The following is a 17,190-nucleotide window of genomic DNA, read 5'->3' on the forward strand; positions in this document are numbered from 1 at the left end:
AACGCGGGCCGTCGGGTCCTCTTGGCCGACCGACTCCACCCGCAGGGTGGTCCGTGGCGGCCGTGCTTCGTGTACGCGTGATCACGCGTACACGATCCTCGTCGTGAAACGATGGAGGCATGAGCCGACTGGCGAACTCAGTCGCCCTATCTTCTCCAGCACGCCTCCAATCCAGTGGACTGGTGGTCATGGGGAGAGGAGGCGATGCAAGAGGCCAGGCGGCGCGACGTACCCATTTTTCTCTCGGTGGGCTATTCGTCGTGCCACTTTGCCCGATAATCATTGGTGCCAGTGCTGAATACGTAGAACCAGGTGGTCACTGCCGCGGCCAGCGTCACGGGCCTGGTGTGAATGGCTGTCGCGCAGGTCCCTACGTTAGGTGCCGCTCCCTCGCCGCGCTCTCCGGGCGCAGTCGTTGTTGAGGCCTCGGCCGCGAGTGGGGTATCGGTGGCGGCCCCCGCCCTTGTCGCCCAGGGGTGAGTTCGGGTTTCGGTGCTTGGTGGCTTTGCGCCGCTGCGGTCTGTCCTCGGTGCATGTCGAACGGTTGGAAGAACTGACCGCACTTGCCTTCCGTGAACTGCCTGTCCTTGCGTGCCGGCTACCGACTCGACCTGAAGCGTGGGGGCGCGCCCCCCCTAACGGGGCGTATTGGGAGCCTGGCGGCCTCACCTGAGAAATCGTGGTGTGAACGCGTAGTCTGTGGCGTGGAGGGATCTCAGGGGAACGCATTCCCCTTCTGTTCTGGATGTCCTTTTCTCTCATCCTTGCTGAAACAAGCGTTGCCCCTTGATGAAAGTGCAGCTCACGAAGACCGCTCCCCGCACCGCGGGGATGAGCCCGCGCTGCGGGGATGAGCCCGCGCTGCGGATCACGGCGGACCGGCTGTGCTGCCGCTCCCCGCACCGCGGGGATGAGCCCCCGCGGGACTCCATCTCGACGCCCAGTGCCCACCGCTCCCCGCACCGCGGGGATGAGCCCCGACCGAGCAGATGACCCCCTGGTACGAAGTGCCGCTCCCCGCGCTGCGGGGATGAGCCCGGCATCACCAAGCCGCACGCCGCGGGCGCCGCCCGCTCCCCGCACCGCGGGGATGAACCCGGGCCCAAGCGCACGTACAGCAGCACCGGCCGCCGCTCCCCGCACCGCGGGGATGAGCCCCGCAGGGGGAATGGCAGGGACTGCCAGGTGCACCGCTCCCCGCACCGCGGGGATGAGCCCACAGTGCGCGCGACGGTGGGGGTGACGGTCAGCCGCTCCCCGCACCGCGGGGATGAGCCCGGATCCGGTGCGGGCGGGAACACCACCGCCTTCCGCTCCCCGCACTGCGGGGATGAGCCCGGAGCGGCCCCCGGCAGGTGCTACCAACACCACCGCTCCCCGCACCCGCGGGGATGAGCCCTCTTCACCGGTGGGGTCGAAGTAGGCATCCTGCCCGCTCCCCGCGCTGCGGGGATGAGCCCACCCGCCGGTGATCCCGGAGCAGCCGGACTTCCCTCATCCCCGCACCGCGGGGATGAGCCCGACGGCGTCTGGGGCGGCCTGTCCGAGGACGACCGCTCCCCGCGCTGCGGGGATGAGCCCGCCCAGCCGGTCTGGTTGATGTCCCACCGGTACCGCTCCCCGCACTGCGGGGATGAGCCCACGCCCGTGGGCGTGCAGATACGATCCATGACCCGCTCCCCGCGCTGCGGGGATGAGCCCCACCTGGAGGAGGGCGGCGAGCGCGGCAAGGTCCGCTCCCCGCACCCGCGGGGATGAGCCCTCGTCCCAGGTGCGGCCGTCGAACTCGCGGCCCCGCTCCCCGCGCTGAGGGGATGAGCCCCGTGTCGGACGCCGCTACCAGCTCGCCCGCCACCGCTCCCCGCACCGCGGGGATGAGCCCGTCACGATCCGTGATCTGGAGATCCGCGACCTCCGCTCCCCGCACCGTGGGGATGAGCCCACGCCAAGCGAGCAACGGGGTTGGGTGAGGAGCCGCTCCCCGCACCGCGGGGATGAGCCCCGGGCGACCCGCCGGGCGATAGCCCGCCAGAACCGCTCCCCCACCCGGGGATGAGCCCACCACGGACCTCGTCCTCACGTGGCGCCGCATCCGCTCCCCGCACCGCGGGGATGAGCCCGGGGTGTCGTACGCGACGGCGCCCGTGAGGCTCCGCTCCCCGACCGCGGGGATGAGCCCTCGTACGGGACGAGCGTGGCCTCGTCGACGTACCGCTCCCCGCACTGCGGGGATGAGCCCGGGCGGTACCTCTGCACCCACTGCGGATGGGTCCGCTCCCCGCACCGCGGGGATGAGCCCGTCACAAAGCGCCGCACCGGCGCTCGACGGCACCGCTCCCCGCACTGCGGCGATGAGCCCGGCACAGGAGCCCACCACGATGGCCGTGGACCCCGCTCCCCGCACCGCGGGGATGAGCCCCTTCCCTCAGGCCCTGCCTTGCTGGTCTTTCGCGGCCCGCAGGGATCAGCTGCGACGAGAACCTTTCGCCTCCACGCACCAGGGAGCAGCGAACCGGTGGCGGCCGCGTCAGCCGGCGCATGATCGACAAGACGCAGAGCGGCAGGGGCGGAACGGCCCTCGCGAACTTCTACATCTACAGCCGGACCCTGAGCAAGGTCCCGCTCATCGAGTGCTCGGCCCCGGTGCTTGGCCGGGAGCGACGTGTCGTGCGACGCTGCCAGTATGAATCGACTGGCTAACTCCCAGTCGCCTTATCTGCTCCAGCACGCCTCCAATCCAGTGGACTGGTGGCCATGGGGAGAGGAGGCGATGACAGAAGCGAAGCGGCGGGACGTACCCATCCTCTTGAGTGTGGGCTATGCGTCCTGTCACTTACGTCTTCTGTTAATTTACTGGTGCCATGTCATGGCCCACGAGTCCTTCGAGGACGAGGCGACCGCCGCCCAGCTCAATGAGCACTTCGTGCCGGTCAAGGTGGACCGGGAGGAGCGGCCGGATGTGGACGCCGTCTATATGGAGGCGGTGCAGGCGGCCACCGGGCAGGGCGGCTGGCCGATGACGGTCTTTCTCACCCCGGACGCCGCGCCCTTCTACTTCGGTACGTACTTCCCGCCCGAGCCGCGCCACGGGATGCCCTCCTTCCGGCAGGTCCTGGAGGGCGTGCGGGCCGCGTGGGACGAGCGCCGTGACGAGGTCGGGGAGGTCGCCGGGAAGATCGTCCGGGATCTCGCCTCCCGCTCCCTCTCGCTGGGTTCCGCGGGGGCCCGGCCGCCTTCCGAGGAGGATCTGCACGCGGCACTCCTCGGTCTCACCCGCGAGTACGACGCGTCGTACGGGGGGTTCGGCGGCGCCCCGAAGTTCCCGCCGTCGATGGTGATCGAGTTCCTGCTGCGGCACCACGCCCGGACCGGCTCCGAGGGCGCCCTCCAGATGGCCCGGGACACCTGCGGGGCCATGGCGCGCGGCGGGATCTACGACCAGCTCGGGGGCGGCTTCGCGCGCTACGCCGTGGACCGTACGTTCACCGTGCCGCACTTCGAGAAGATGCTCTGGGACAACGCCCTGCTGTGCCGGGCGTACGCCCATCTGTGGCGCGCCACGGGATCCGCCCTCGCGCGCCGGGTGGCGCTGGAGACCGCGGACTTCCTGGTGCGCGAACTGCGCACGTCCGAGGGCGGATTCGCCTCGGCGCTCGATGCCGACAGCCCCGCGTTCGAGGGTGAGGGGGCCGGCTCCGGCCGGCATGTCGAGGGCGCCTACTACGTGTGGACGCCGGAGCAGCTGCGCGCCGTGCTGGGCGAGGAGGACGGCCGGTGGGCCGCCGAGGCCTTCGGGGTCACCGAGGAGGGCAGCTTCGAGGAGGGCGCCTCGGTGCTCCGGCTCCCCGCCGACGGCCCCGGACTCCCGGGCGACGACGTCCTGGAGAGCGACGTCGTGGAGAGCGGTGCCGGGGAGAGCGACGCCGTGGGGCGGTCCGGAGGCGCCGCCGCACAGAGTATGGAGGCGCAGCCGGGCGCGGCGGCGGAGCAGGCAGCGGGCGCCGAGCGGACTGCGAGCACAGGGCAGGCCGGGGGCGTAGGGCAGGCCGCGGACGCCGAGCGGATGCGGTCGGTCCGGGAGCGGCTGCTGGCCGCTCGCGAGGAGCGCCCGCGTCCCGGCCGCGACGACAAGATCGTCGCCGCGTGGAACGGCCTGACCGTCGCGGCGCTCGCGGAGACCGGCGCCTACTTCGGCCGGCCGGACCTGGTCGAGGCCGCCCTCGACGCCGCGGACCTGCTGGTCCGGGTGCACATGGATCAGCAGGGCCGGCTCTTCCGCACCTCGCGCGACGGCGCGGCGGGCGCGCACGCCGGGGTTCTGGAGGACTACGCCGATGTCGCCGAGGGCTTCCTCGCGCTGTACTCGGTCACCGGCGAGGGCGTCTGGGTGGAGTTCGCGGGGCTGCTGCTGGACACCGTGCTCCGCCATTTCACCGCCGAGGACGGCTCGTTGTACGACACCCCGGACGACGGGGAGCCGCTGATCCGCAGGCCGCAGGACCCGACCGACAACGCTCACCCCTCGGGCTGGTCGGCGGCGGCCGGGGCGCTGCTCGGCTACGCCGCGCTCACCGGCAGCTCCCGCCACCGCGAGGCGGCCGAACGGGCCCTGGGCGTCGTGGGCGCCCTGGCGGCGCGCGCGCCGCGCTTCATCGGCTGGGGGCTGGCGGTGGCCGAGGCCGCGCTGGACGGGCCGCGCGAGGTGGCCGTGGCCGGTCCGGAGGCTGACCCGGCGACGGCGGCGCTGCACCGGACGGCCCTGCTCGGCACGGCCCCCGGCGCGGTCGTCGCGGTGGGCGCCCCCGCGGCGGGGGAGGCGGACGTTCCGCTGCTGCGCGACCGTCCGCTGGTGGACGGCCGCCCGGCCGCGTACGTCTGCCGCCACTTCACGTGTGACGCGCCGACGGCCGAGCCGTCGGAGCTGGCGCAGCGGGTCGGGACCCGGGTCGGCTGAGTCCGGCTTCCCGGGGCAGCGGGTTGGGTCCCGCGTCGGCTGAGTCCGGCATCCCGGGGCCGGCCCCGGGGCGGACCGGGATCTCGGACCGCCCGACCCGGCCGGACGAGCGCCGCCTCCTCGCGAGGGTGCGCTCCGCGGGCGAGAGGCGCCGCCGGAGGCCCCGGCCCGGTCCCGGGGGTACGCCCGGCTTGGTCCCGGAGGCATCGGCTCCGGCCCGGTCCCGGAGGTACGCCCGTCCCGGACCCCGAGGTACAGCCGGCCCGATCCCGGAGGACTGCCCGGCCCGCTCCCGTAGGTACGGCGAGCAGTGCGCTCCGCCGGCGGGAGGTGCCCGCCGGGCCGTGTCAGAGGGCGAAGCCGTGGGTGAGGGTGGTCATGGTGTGGTCCACGGCGTCCTCCAGGGCACCGTCGAGGCCGCCCTCGGCCCAGTGCAGCAGCGTCTCGTGGAGGGCGCCGAGTACCGCCGCGGTGAACACCCGGAGGTCCAGGTCGTCGGCCGGGCGCCCGGTGCGGTCCGCGAGGATCCGGCACAGCAGGCGTGCGGTGTCCGCCTGCCGCTCCCACATGCGGGCCCGCAGCGCCGGTACCCGAAGCACCAGGCCGGCCCGGAGCGCGACCTCGTCGCGCCTGTCGGCGAGCAGCCGGCGCAGCGTCCCGACCACGACGTGCCGTACGAGTCGAGGGGCGGCTCGTCCTCCGGCCGGGCGCGGAGCGCGCTCTCCAGCAGGGGGTCGTACTCGTCCGTGAGGACGATGTCCTCCTTGGTGGGGAAATAGCGGAAGACCGTGCTGGGGGAGACCTCGGCCGCCTCGGCGATCCGCTCCACCGGGGTGGCGTCGTACCCCTGCTCCTGGAAGAGCCGGTAGGCGGCCCGGCGGATCGCCTGCCGGGTTCTGATCTTCTTCCGTTCACGCAGCCCGAGTTGGGGGACGGGGGCGCCGGAGGGGGAGACGGCGGTGCGTGCGGAGATCATGCGGATCATTGTCGGGGATCGGATCTCCGCGGGACCACGGCAGCGGTTCGGCCACGGCGCACGCGCCACCGGGAACCCCCGGCCGGAAGGCGGCATCGCGGGGCACCGTCGACCACGCCCCGGGCATGGGCAAGGCCGCGGCCTCCGGGGCCACGGCCAGGGGAGAACGGGGGACGGGGACGAGCGCGGGGCCGGAGCGGGGGACGGGACGCGAGCGGGGCCGGAGCGGGGGACGGGACGCGAGCGGGGGACAGGGGCAGCGCCAGGTGACGGCGGGACCGGAGCCGGAGCCGGAGCAGGAACCGGAAGAGGGAACCGGAAGGGGACGCCGCCCGGCGGCTCAGCCGTGCTGGTACGCCACCAGCGAGATGCCGACGTAGTGCACGACGAACGCCGCGAGGGTGAAGGAGTGGAACACCTCGTGGAAGCCGAACCAGCGGGGTGACGGGTTCGGGCGCTTGATGCCGTAGACCACGCCGCCGACGCTGTAGAGCACCCCGCCGACGATCACGCAGACGAGCACGGCGATGCCCCCGGTGCGCATGAAGTCCGGGAGGAAGAAGACGGCGGCCCAGCCCATCGCGATGTAGCAGGGGGTGTAGAGCCAGCGCGGCGCACCCACCCAGAACACCCGGAAAGCTATGCCCGCGACGGCGGCGGCCCACACCGCCCACAGCAGCGCCTGCCCCCGGCCGCCCGGGATCAGCAGCATGGTGAGCGGGGTGTAGGTGCCCGCGATGATCAGGAAGATGTTGGCGTGGTCGAGGCGGCGCAGCACCGCCGTGACCCGCGGGCTCCAACTGCCGCGGTGGTAGAGCGCGCTGACGCCGAACAGCAGACAGGCGCTCAGCGTGTAGATCGCGCAGGCGATCCGGCCGCGGGTGCTGTCGGCGAGCGCCGTCAGGAAGACCCCGGAGATCAGCGCCGCCGGGAACATGCCCGCGTGCAGCCAGCCGCGCAGATGCGGCTTGACCTGGGCCGGGAGGTGCAGTGCCCCCGTTCCGGAGGGCCGGGACCCGTTCTCCGGGGAGCCGTCCGGGGGCGTGAGGTCGTCGTGCGCGGCGTCGGACGCGGCGTCGTGGGCGGCGGCAGTCATGGCCGCCATGCTAGCTACGCCACCGTAAGTACCGCCGGTCCGTCGAGTGGTGATGCTCACGAAATCGCCCCCTGGACAGAACCGCCCCGGGGTCGGATGATCAAATGAGTGCGGTCGGCACCGGATGAGCGGTCACGAAGCATCCGGGTCGCGGCCCCCACGGGGCAACTACTTCATCAGCGGACTCCCTGGACATCTCCAGTACGGCGGATTCCGGGCCGGGCCCGTTCAACCCTCAATCAGTGACGCCGGACCTGGCGGTTCCGGCGGGACGGAGCGATCGTGGCGCGCAGCAATGCGGCTCCCACCACCCTCACCAAGCACCAGGAGCTCATCTCCTGGGTCGACGAGATCGCGGCACTCACCGAGCCCGCCGAGGTCGTGTGGTGCGACGGGTCCGAGGCCGAGTACGAGCGCCTCTGTGAGGAGCTCGTCGAGAAGGGCACCTTCCGGAAGCTCGACCCGATCAAGCGCCCCAACTCGTACTACGCCGCCTCCGACCCGAGCGATGTGGCACGCGTGGAGGACCGCACCTTCATCTGCTCCGAGAAGGAGGCGGACGCGGGCCCGACCAACCACTGGAAGCACCCCGACGAGATGCGGGAGATCTTCGCCGGGGAGCAGGGCATCTTCCGCGGCTCGATGCGGGGCCGGACGATGTACGTCGTGCCGTTCTGCATGGGGCCGCTGGGTTCGCCGCTGTCCGCCATCGGTGTCGAGATCACCGACTCCGCCTACGTGGCCGTCGCCATGCGCACCATGACCCGCATGGGGCAGCCCGTCCTCGACGAGCTGGGCACCGACGGTTTCTTCGTCAAGGCCGTCCACACCCTGGGTTCGCCGCTGGAGCCGGGCCAGGCCGACGTGCCGTGGCCCTGCAACAGCACCAAGTACATCTCGCACTTCCCGGAGGCCCGCGAGATCTGGTCCTTCGGCTCGGGCTACGGCGGCAACGCCCTGCTCGGCAAGAAGTGCTACGCGCTGCGCATCGCCTCCGTCATGGCCCGCGACGAGGGCTGGCTGGCCGAGCACATGCTGATCCTCAAACTCACCCCGCCGCGGGGCGAGTCGAAGTACGTGGCCGCCGCGTTCCCGTCCGCCTGCGGCAAGACCAACCTCGCCATGCTGGAGCCGACGATCCCCGGCTGGACCGTCGAGACCATCGGTGACGACATCGCCTGGATGCGCTTCGGGGAGGACGGCCGGCTCTACGCGATCAACCCCGAGGCCGGGTTCTTCGGCGTCGCGCCCGGCACCGGCGAGCACACCAACGCCAACGCCATGAAGACCATGTGGGGCAACTCGGTCTTCACCAACGTCGCGCTCACCGACGACGGCGACGTGTGGTGGGAGGGCATGACCGAGGAGCTGCCCGCCCACCTCACCGACTGGAAGGGCAACGACTGGACGCCGGCCTCGCAGACGCCGGCGGCCCACCCGAACGCCCGGTTCACCGTCCCGGCCGGCCAGTGCCCGATCATCGCGCCCGAGTGGGAGGACCCCAAGGGCGTGCCGATCTCCGCGATCCTCTTCGGCGGCCGCCGCGCGAGCGCGGTGCCGCTGGTGACCGAGTCCTTCGACTGGCAGCACGGTGTCTTCCTGGGGGCCAACGTCGCCTCCGAGAAGACCGCCGCCGCCGAGGGCAAGGTCGGCGAGCTGCGCCGCGACCCGTTCGCCATGCTGCCGTTCTGCGGCTACAACATGGGCGACTACATGGGTCACTGGGTCGAGGTCGGCAAGGACAAGGACGCGTCCAAGCTGCCGAAGATCTACTACGTGAACTGGTTCCGCAAGGACGCCGACGGCCGGTTCGTGTGGCCGGGCTTCGGTGAGAACAGCCGTGTGCTCAAGTGGATCGTCGAGCGGCTGGACGGCTCGGCCGAGGGCGTCGAGACGCCGATCGGCATCCTGCCGACGAAGGAGGCCCTGGACACCGAGGGGCTCGACCTCGGCGACGCCGACCTCGACTTCCTGCTCACCGTCGACAAGGACGTGTGGCGCGAGGAGGCGGCCCTGGTGCCCGAGCACCTCAACACCTTCGGTGACCACACGCCGAAGGAGCTGTGGGACGAGTACCGCGCTCTCGTCCAGCGTCTCGGCTGACCCCGGGCCCGCGTCCGGACGGTGCCCCGGGCCTCCCCGGCCCGGGCGCACCCACGTCCGGGCCCCCGGGTGCGGAGTCTGATACCGCTCGATGCCCCCGTTCCGCCGGAGATCCGGTGGGGCGGGGGCATCGTGGTGTCCGGGCGGACCGTTATCGGCCGCGCGCCGTCAGTGCCCTTCGGTCCGATGGGGCCGCCGTCCGGTGGGGGCCGGTGGGCCGGACGTCAGTGGGCCGCCGACAGGGCCGCCGAGGTGACGTCGAGCGCGGCGGCGTGGGCGTCCATCCGCTCGGCGGCCAGGATCGCCGCGGCCGTGTCCGCGCGGGACGCCGCGACCACCAGCGCCCGGCCGGCCAGCGCATGTGCCCGGCGGTGCAGGGTGTCCGCACGCGCCGCGCCGGCGCCGCCCGGCGCGGTCGAACGCACCGGGCGTCGCCCCCGCCGCAGCCGCGCGACCTGCTCGGCTATCCGGTCGGCAGCGGGGTCGAGCTCGGATCCGGGCCCGCCACCGGCATCGGCGGGCAGGGCGCGCAACTCGTCAGTCACCGCGAGCAGAGCCGCCAGGTGCCCGGCGAGCTGGATGTCCAGCTCCTCGCCGCGGGAGCGGTGCGGGAACTCCGGCTCGGCCATGGTGTGGACCGACTTGGTGCGGATCGGTTCGTACATGGTGGCCTCCAGCCAGGTCTAGGAGCCCATCCTAACTTGGATCCAGTCTAAAGTTCACCCGGATCTTCTCTCCGGATCTTCTCGGCTCCCCGGACACCCCCGGCCTCCGCCCCGGACCGCGGAACGGGTGTCCGGAGCGCAAGGGTCGCCGGGGCCCGGACGGGTACTGGCGAGGGGGAAAGCCCGTATCCGACCGGGAAATGAGGATCCGATGGCCACCACCGCCGCCGCCTACCAGGCCTCCGAGGGCGGACCGCTCGACGTCGACCGCGCCTTCTACGACCGGCTGGCCGGCACCGTCGACGGCCGTGAACGGACCGCGAGCTTCACCATTCCGATCCGCTCCGGCCGGGCGTGGGAGGTGCCCGCCGGACATCTGTGCCGGCTCCTCACCGTGGACGGCCCGCAGGTCGGGGACCTCAATGTGTGGAACCGGCACGATCCGCGCGAACGCCTGTGGGCCGCCCGAACCCGGCAGTTGCAGCGTGCCCACGTCAGCACCTACGACCGGCTCTGGTCCACCCTGCCGTTCCTGCGGCCGCTGCTCACCGTCACCGGCGACACCCTCGCCGGGTACGGCACGGACGCCGACGGGGGCAGGGTCCACGATCTGCTCGGCACCCGCTGCGACCCGTACGTCAACCGCATGCTCACCGGCGAGGACTTCGACTTCCACTGCCACTCGAACCTGGTGCGGGCCGTCCTGCCGTACGGGCTCACCGAGTTCGACGTGCACGATGTGCTCAACGTCTTCCAGTGCACCGGCCTCAACGCCGCGGACCAGTACTTCATGAAGGCCTGCCCGGCACGGCCCGGCGATCACCTGGAGTTCTTCGCCGAACAGGACCTGCTGTGCGCGCTGTCCACCTGCCCCGGCGGCGATCTGTCCGTACCGCTCTGGGGGCCGGACGCGCGCGATCCGGTCGACGTCTGCCACCCGATCGGTGTGGAGGTGTACCGGGTCGATGAGGAGCTGCTGCGGGGCTGGTCGGAGCCCCGGCGGGCGGAGTACCGGAATCTGCACGGCGTCCGTCTCCCCGCCTGGGGGAGCTGAGCGGGCCTCCCGGGAGGCGACGGCCGCCGGACCGGGCGACCGTCCGGAGACGGCCGGGTCCGGACAGCCGGATGCCGGGGCACATGTGGTCGTGCCCCGGCATCGACAGGCGTGCGGCCCGAGGGCGCTACGGCTGGCCGTAGCCGTCCAGGAAGCGGCCGATCCGGTTCACCGCGTCCGCCAGGTCCTCCTTGTGCGGCAGCGTGACCAGCCGGAAGTGGTCGGGCTCCGGCCAGTTGAAGCCGGTGCCGTGGACGATCATGATCTTCTCGGCGCGCAGCAGATCGAGCACCATCTGCCGGTCGTCCTTGATCTTGTAGACGTTCGGGTCGAGCCGGGGGAAGGCGTACAGCGCGCCCTTGGGCTTCACACAGCTCACGCCCGGGATCGAGGTCAGCAGCTCGTACGCCGTGTCGCGCTGCTCCAGCAGCCGCCCGCCCGGCAGCACCAGATCGTTGATCGACTGCCGCCCGCCCAGGGCCACGGCCACCGCGTGCTGGGCCGGAACGTTCGCGCACAGCCGCATGTTGGCGAGGATCGTCAGGCCCTCCATGTAGCTGGTGGCGTGGTCCTTCGGGCCGCAGACCGCGAGCCAGCCACTGCGGTAACCCGCCACCCGGTAGGCCTTCGACAGGCCGTTGAAGGTGAGGGTCAGCAGGTCCGGGGCGATGGCGGCGGTCGGGGTGTGGACGGTGCCGTCGTAGAGGATCTTGTCGTAGATCTCGTCGGAGCAGACGATCAGCTGGTGCCGGCGGGCGATCTCGGTGATACCGGTCAGCAGCGCCTCGTCGTACACCGCGCCCGTCGGGTTGTTCGGGTTGATCACGACGATCGCCTTGGTGCGGTCGGTGATCCGGCGCTCGATGTCCGCGAGGTCCGGCATCCAGTCGGACTGCTCGTCGCAGCGGTAGTGCACGGCGGTGCCGCCGGAGAGGGAGACGGCGGCGGTCCACAGCGGGTAGTCGGGGGCCGGGACCAGCACCTCGTCGCCGTCGTCGAGCAGCGCCTGCATCGACATCTGGATCAGCTCGGAGGCGCCGTTGCCGAGGTAGACGTCCTCGACGTCGAGCTCGATGCCCTGGGTCTGGTAGTGCTGGACGACCGCGCGGCGGGCGGCGGGGAGGCCCTTGGCGTCACCGTAGCCGTGGGCGCTGCCGAGCGAGCGCAGCATGTCCTCGAGGATCTCCGGCGGGCACTCGAAACCGAAGGGTGCCGGGTTGCCGGTGTTCAGCTTGAGGATCTGGTGACCTGCTGCCTCCAGCCGCATTGCCTCCTCGAGGACCGGGCCACGGATCTCGTAGCAGACATTGGCGAGCTTCGTTGACTGGATCACCTGCATGTCCGCCACCATACGGGCGTCCGGCGCGGGCGGCGCGGTGTTTTCGGCCACCGGAACGGGCCGGTGGCCGTCCCGGTGAACCGTGGATCACCGGAGCCGCGGCCGGTCGCGAGCGGAGCCCCCGACGGCCGTGGCCCGCTCCCGCTCGCGGGCCGTCTTCGATGACAAAGCGGCCGTGGATCCGGACGTGCGGAATCCCGGTCGGAAGGGCCGGTGAGGCTTCGAAAGCGGAGTCGGACCCGTCCCGCTCCCGGCCGCCGCCCCACCCGCCGGGAGCCCGCGCCACCTGCGGAAAGGGGGTGCGAACGGGCCCGGCGGCGGGTCGGCCGGGTGGGAGGTGAGATGCGCCACGCACTGCTCCGGTGGGAGTACGCGCGGGCCGGTCCGGGCCCGCGACCGGGTGCGATCCGGTCCGGGTCCGCGGCCGGGGCTGTGCAGGAATGCCTCCGGAGGCCGCGCCGTCGCGTCGGGACGCGAAAGGCCCGCGCCTCGGTGACGCGGGCCTTTCGGCGGGCGGCTCCGGAAGAAGCGGCCTGCCCTGGTGGAAGCGGCCTGCCCTGGTGGAAGCGGCCTGCCCTGGAAGAAGCGGACTGCCCTAGAAGAAGGTGCGGACGAAGTCCGTGACCGTGCCGTCCTCCGTCACCACCGGGATCAGCTGCCACTTGTCGAACACCGTGCACGGGTGCGACAGGCCCAGCGCGACCCAGTCGCCGACCTCCAGCTCCGCACCGTCGGCGACCTTCACCCAGGCGTGCTGGTCGGACAGCCCCGTGACCGAGAGGCCGTCCGCCGGGCGCTCGGCTCCGTCGCGCGCCGACCGTACGGTCTGCGGCACCGGCAGGTGCAGGTCGTACGCGGCGTCCCGCTTGCCCGCGTTCAGGAAGGCCTGGCCGGGCTCGGGGCGGGAGACGACCTGGGCCCACAGCCGGAACGCGGGGATCAGCGCGCCCTCCTCCGGCACCCGGTTGAACGGGGTCAGCCGCCGGTAGTGCACGTCGTCGTGCGAGACGTAGGCGCCGGAGCGCAGCAGCTTCAGCACCGGCCGGGAGAGCTCCGGCACCTCGGCGAAGACCTCCGCCACCGCGTCGAACCAGGCGCTGCCGCCCGCGCTCAGCACGATCTCGTCGACCTCCGCGAAGCGGCCCTCGGCGTCGAACGCGGTGGTGATCGCGACGAGCCGGCGCAGCCAGGCCGTCACCCGCTCGCTGTCCGGCCGCGGCACCTCGCCCTCGTAGCCGGCGACGCCGACCAGCCGCAGCGTCCGGGCGGCCGCGACCGCGTCGGCGACGGCGGTGCAGTCGGCCTCGGTCCGGGCGCCGGTGCGGGCCCCGTCGCCGGCGCCCAGTTCGATCACGACCTCGACCGGCCGCCGGGCCCGGGCGTCGCGCAGGGCGGCGTCCATCAGCTCCACGCCCCGCACCGAGTCGGCGTAGACGACGCAGCGGAAGCCGGGGTCGGCGTCCAGTTCGCCGCTGAGCCAGCGCAGCGCTGCGGGGTCGACGAGCTGGTTGCCGAGGAAGATCCGCTGGATCCCGAAGGCGCGGTAGACGCGCATCTGGGCGGGCGTGGCGGCCGTGATGCCCCAGGCGCCGCGCTCCAGCTGGCGCTCGAACAGCTGTGGCGCCATGGAGGTCTTGCCGTGCGGGGCGAAGGCCAGCCCGTGCTCGGTGGAGTAGCGCTCCATCTGGGCGAGGTTGTGCTCCAGGGCCTCGGCCGACAGCGTGAGCACGGGGGTGAGGAAGCCTCCGGTGAACAGCGAGCGGCGCTCGGCCGCCAGGGCCCCGACGGTCAGCCCCTCGGCGTCCGGCGGGAGACCCTTGAAGCGGTGGTCGACCCGCTCGTGCGCCAGCCGGGCGACGGCGTTGTCGGCGGCCATGGAGCCTCCTGGAAACGTTCGTGGGACAGGTTCACAACACCCATGAGGGATATCGTTCACGGCTGTCTAGCATCCGGAAAACCGCCTGGTCAACGGCGGACCGCGGCCCTGGAGCCGGGTGCTCCGGCGGCGGCCGGCGGGGTGGGGACGGGCATCGGGTGGGGGCGTCGGCCCGTCGTGAGGGGGCGCCGGCCCGCGTCGCGCACCGGAATGCCGCCCCCGGCCCCGCAGGGAATCCGTCCGCGGCCGACCGGCCGGTGAGGGACCCGGCGCACCGCGAACGGGGCGCCCCGGTACGGCACACCGCGAACGGGGCGCCCCCGTACGGGACGCCCCGTTCCCCGCGCAGGACCGGCGGGCGGATCAGCGGGTGGCGCAGTACTGCTGTTCCTTGCCGATGGAGCGGTACATGCAGTCGGCGTTCTCCAGCAGTTGCAGGACGGCGTCGCGGTTGCGCGAGGTCTCCCGCTCGATCACCTCGTCGGGCGGGTAGAAGCCGCCGCCGAAGAAGCCGGTCGGATACATCTCGAAGGTGTAGCTGAAGATCTTCTGGTTCCCCCACAGCCAGTCGTCGATCGAGCCGTCGGTGATGTAGAGGTCGCTCGCCTGCTCCGGGGTGTAGCCGTTGCTGGCCGCCATCTTCCCGCCGACCGCGGCGAAGGCGTCGTGGTCGTCCTTCGTCATGCCCGGTGCGGTGTCGTCGTCGGTGTACCCGTACGGCCAGAGCACCAGTTCGCTGTAGGTGTGGAAGTCGATGCCGGCCGTGATCTGCTGCTTCCCGCCGACGACCCGGCTGCGGGCGAAGTCGGCGACGACCTTCACCTCGGGTGCCGACTCCGGGCGGGCGCCGCGGTAGGTCTCCGCCCCGGGCGTGCCCGAGGAGCCGCCGCAGCAGCCCCACTTGTAGTCCCAGTTGCGGTTGAGGTCGGTGCCGATCCGGGAGGAACCGGCGTTGGGCTGCCGGTTGAGGCGCCAGCTCCGGTAGCGGCCGGTGGCGATGTCGTACTCGCCGCCGTCCGGGTTCAGGTCCGGGACGATCCAGATCTCCCGGCCGTCCACGGCCTTGGTGATCCGCGGGTCGCTGCCGTAGTCCTCACCGAACTCGCGCAGCAGGTAGAGGGCCATCTCGACGGTGAGGTGCTCCCGCGCGTGCTGGTGGTGGGTGAACAGCACCTCGGGCTCGGACTCGTCCCTGGCGACGTTGTCGCTGACCTTGACGGCGATGATGTCGCGGCCCTCGTGAGACTTCCCGATGACCTTCTTGCTCATGATGGCCGGGTACTTGGCGACCCTGGCGTCGATCTCCGCCATGGCCTCCGCGTAGTTGTGGTAGCGGGAGTCGGCCGACGGGAAGTCGAAGGCCTTCGCGGCCTTGCCGTCCGTCCGCGCCGGGGGAGCGGGCAGCCGCTTGAGCCGGTGGCCGAGCCGGCGCAGGGTCCTGGCCTGCGCGGCATCGGCGGTGACCACGACGGAGTGGTCGTCCACCTCGTCGATGGAGACCCCCGCCGCGGCGAGGGCGGAGCGCTGCGCGACGGTGGCGGGGCCGGCCACCAGGTACTGCCGGGCGTCCGGTTCGCCGGTGACGGTCCGTGCGGAAGGGGTGTCGTCGGCCTGTGCGGTGAGGGGGGCGGCCAGGGCGAGCGCCAGCAGTGCGGCGAGGGCGGTGGCCCGTCTGCCCTTGAGGGGGAGTCGCATGAAGTCTCCTGGGTGGGGTGTCCGGAGGGGGTGCTCAGTGCGACGTGAAGGGTGCGGGTGTCCCCGCGTGAAGGGTGCGGGTGTCCCCGCCCATCGTCGGGAAATGGCATGCAACGGTCAAGAGGGCATGGTTGTTCTCCGCCGCCGGTACCCCCACAATGCGCATGACAACACCGAAGGATTTTCGGTACAGAGGGGACCCCCACATGAAAAAACCTCTCGTCACTGCGCTCATGACGGCCGCTCTGGCCGGTCTGGGCACAGCGCCCGCGGCAGCCCTCGGTCCTGACCTGACGTCGGCTCCGGCCGCCGCCCAGGCCCCGGCGGCGCAGCCCCGGGCGAAGGTCAAGGCGGTCGACTTCGCCGGCACCGTGGCGCTCAGCAACTGCTCCGGCTCGGTGGTCCGCCCGCCCTCCGCGAGCTCCGCGGACCCCGCACTCGTGATGTCCAACGGCCACTGCCTGGAGAGCGGCATGCCGGGTGCGGGCGAGGTCGTCGTCGACAAGGCGTCGAGCCGGTCGTTCAGCCTGCTGAACTCCGCCGGCCGGAAGGTGGCCACGCTCCGGGCCACCAAGGTCGCGTACGCCACCATGACCGACACCGACGTGTCGCTCTATCAGCTCAACACCAGCTACGCCGCGATCGAGTCCCGGTACGGCATCCGAGCCCTGCCGCTCTCCGCGGACCGCCCGGCGCAGGGCACCGCCATCAAGGTGGTCTCCGGCTACTGGAAGCGGATCTACAGCTGCAACGTCGACGGCTTCGCCCACCGGCTGCGGGAGGGTGAATGGACCTGGAAGGACTCCGTCCGCTACACCGCCGCCTGCGACACCATCGGCGGCACCTCGGGCTCGCCCGTGGTCGACGCCGCGACCGGCAAGGTCGTCGCGGTCAACAACACCGGCAACGAGGACGGGGAGCGGTGCACCGACAACAACCCCTGTGAAGTCGACGAGAACGGCACGGTGACGGTGCGCGAGGGCATCAACTACGCCCAGCAGACCTATGGGATCACCCGCTGCATCGGGGCCGGCAACAAGGTCGACCTGACGCTGCCGGGGTGTGAGCTGCCGAAGCCGTCGGGGCTCCGCTCCTGACGGAACGCGCGGTTCCGACGTGGGCCGGCCGCCGGGGGGCGGCCGGCCCGCATGCCGTGGTCCCGGCGCCGGGCCGGGCTGAGCCGAACGGGTGATTCGGGGAGGGAATTTCCCAGGCGCCACGACAGGCCCTGGATCCCTCGCGGCCGGGCCCGGGCGCGACCGCGCGGCGCGTCCTGGGCGGTGGGCCGGTTGTCCGCCACCGCTCAGGGGCCGGACGTACGTCATCGCCGTCCCCCACGTCACCGCAGCCTCCGGCCGCTCGACCGTCCCGCCACCGGCCCGTGTTCGGGTGATCCGGGCCGTCTCGCCCGTTTTGGCGATGAACTCTGCGC

9 protein-coding genes, 2 pseudogenes and 1 CRISPR repeat array are annotated in these 17,190 nt (G+C 72.2%); of the genes and pseudogenes, 5 read left to right on the top strand and 6 right to left on the bottom strand.

Annotated features, from left to right (window positions below; genetic code table 11):
- Window positions 1-174: 174 nt before the first annotated feature.
- A pseudogene (locus ABT112_RS02290) lies at window positions 175-270 on the top strand (DUF255 domain-containing protein); the annotation flags it as partial.
- 541 nt (window positions 271-811) lie between these two features.
- Window positions 812-1,339: direct repeats of the CRISPR family, unit length 28 nt; unit sequence CCGCTCCCCGCACCGCGGGGATGAGCCC.
- A 1,344-nt stretch (window positions 1,340-2,683) separates the two neighbouring features.
- Window positions 2,684-4,954, top strand: coding sequence for a thioredoxin domain-containing protein (locus ABT112_RS02295; RefSeq protein WP_351504603.1), 2,271 nt, complete (start codon window positions 2,684-2,686; stop codon window positions 4,952-4,954).
- A gap of 347 nt (window positions 4,955-5,301) precedes the next feature.
- Here the strand turns inward: ABT112_RS02295 and ABT112_RS02300 are convergent.
- Together ABT112_RS02300 and trhA are read right to left on the bottom strand one after the other, a co-directional pair.
- Window positions 5,302-5,939, bottom strand: a pseudogene (locus ABT112_RS02300) (TetR/AcrR family transcriptional regulator).
- A 331-nt stretch (window positions 5,940-6,270) separates the two neighbouring features.
- Window positions 6,271-7,026, bottom strand: a complete 756-nt coding sequence (trhA, locus tag ABT112_RS02305; protein ID WP_502975222.1) for a PAQR family membrane homeostasis protein TrhA — start codon at window positions 7,024-7,026, stop codon at window positions 6,271-6,273.
- Between the two features lie 282 nt (window positions 7,027-7,308).
- Between trhA and ABT112_RS02310 the strand changes: the two genes are divergently transcribed.
- The gene (locus ABT112_RS02310) at window positions 7,309-9,129 is read left to right on the top strand and encodes a phosphoenolpyruvate carboxykinase (GTP) (protein ID WP_351504607.1); all 1,821 of its coding nucleotides are present in this window, start codon (window positions 7,309-7,311) and stop codon (window positions 9,127-9,129) included.
- A gap of 224 nt (window positions 9,130-9,353) precedes the next feature.
- On the opposite strand, the gene ABT112_RS02315 is transcribed toward ABT112_RS02310, so the two are convergent.
- Window positions 9,354-9,794, bottom strand: a complete 441-nt coding sequence (locus ABT112_RS02315; RefSeq protein WP_351504610.1) for an SCO4983 family protein — start codon at window positions 9,792-9,794, stop codon at window positions 9,354-9,356.
- 211 nt (window positions 9,795-10,005) lie between these two features.
- On the opposite strand from ABT112_RS02315, the gene ABT112_RS02320 reads away from it, so the two are divergent.
- Window positions 10,006-10,848: an urea carboxylase-associated family protein gene (locus ABT112_RS02320; RefSeq protein WP_351504612.1), complete on the top strand. Its 843-nt coding sequence runs from the start codon at window positions 10,006-10,008 to the stop codon at window positions 10,846-10,848.
- A gap of 127 nt (window positions 10,849-10,975) precedes the next feature.
- Here the strand turns inward: ABT112_RS02320 and ABT112_RS02325 are convergent, their stop codons facing one another.
- The 3 genes from ABT112_RS02325 to ABT112_RS02335 all read right to left on the bottom strand — a co-directional run bounded on the left by ABT112_RS02325 (window position 10,976) and on the right by ABT112_RS02335 (window position 15,758).
- Window positions 10,976-12,187 carry a pyridoxal phosphate-dependent aminotransferase gene (locus ABT112_RS02325; protein WP_351504614.1) on the bottom strand — a complete coding sequence of 404 codons (1,212 nt, stop codon included), beginning with the start codon at window positions 12,185-12,187 and terminating at the stop codon, window positions 10,976-10,978.
- 595 nt (window positions 12,188-12,782) lie between these two features.
- Window positions 12,783-14,063 carry an amino acid deaminase gene (locus tag ABT112_RS02330; protein WP_351504616.1) on the bottom strand — a complete coding sequence of 427 codons (1,281 nt, stop codon included), beginning with the start codon at window positions 14,061-14,063 and terminating at the stop codon, window positions 12,783-12,785.
- A gap of 363 nt (window positions 14,064-14,426) precedes the next feature.
- Window positions 14,427-15,758 (bottom strand): M14 family metallopeptidase, encoded by a 1,332-nt coding sequence (locus ABT112_RS02335; RefSeq protein ID WP_351504618.1) that lies wholly within the window; start codon window positions 15,756-15,758, stop codon window positions 14,427-14,429.
- 206 nt (window positions 15,759-15,964) lie between these two features.
- Between ABT112_RS02335 and ABT112_RS02340 the strand changes: the two genes are divergently transcribed.
- On the top strand, window positions 15,965-16,855 hold the full coding sequence (locus ABT112_RS02340; protein ID WP_351504621.1) for a S1 family peptidase: 891 nt from the start codon (window positions 15,965-15,967) through the stop codon (window positions 16,853-16,855).
- Window positions 16,856-17,190 lie beyond the last annotated feature (335 nt).

Origin of the sequence: Streptomyces sp. NPDC002055, assembly GCF_040296705.1 — a bacterium.
Taxonomy (GTDB): domain Bacteria; phylum Actinomycetota; class Actinomycetes; order Streptomycetales; family Streptomycetaceae; genus Streptomyces.

Coding starts and splice junctions, on each gene's coding strand:
- ABT112_RS02295 (WP_351504603.1), top strand. CDS start 2,684: ATGAATCGACTGGCTAACTCCCAGTCGCCTTATCTGCTCCAGCACGCC.
- trhA (WP_502975222.1), bottom strand. CDS start 7,026: ATGACTGCCGCCGCCCACGACGCCGCGTCCGACGCCGCGCACGACGAC.
- ABT112_RS02315 (WP_351504610.1), bottom strand. CDS start 9,794: ATGTACGAACCGATCCGCACCAAGTCGGTCCACACCATGGCCGAGCCG.
- ABT112_RS02320 (WP_351504612.1), top strand. CDS start 10,006: ATGGCCACCACCGCCGCCGCCTACCAGGCCTCCGAGGGCGGACCGCTC.
- ABT112_RS02325 (WP_351504614.1), bottom strand. CDS start 12,187: ATGCAGGTGATCCAGTCAACGAAGCTCGCCAATGTCTGCTACGAGATC.
- ABT112_RS02330 (WP_351504616.1), bottom strand. CDS start 14,063: ATGGCCGCCGACAACGCCGTCGCCCGGCTGGCGCACGAGCGGGTCGAC.
- ABT112_RS02335 (WP_351504618.1), bottom strand. CDS start 15,758: ATGCGACTCCCCCTCAAGGGCAGACGGGCCACCGCCCTCGCCGCACTG.
- ABT112_RS02340 (WP_351504621.1), top strand. CDS start 15,965: ATGAAAAAACCTCTCGTCACTGCGCTCATGACGGCCGCTCTGGCCGGT.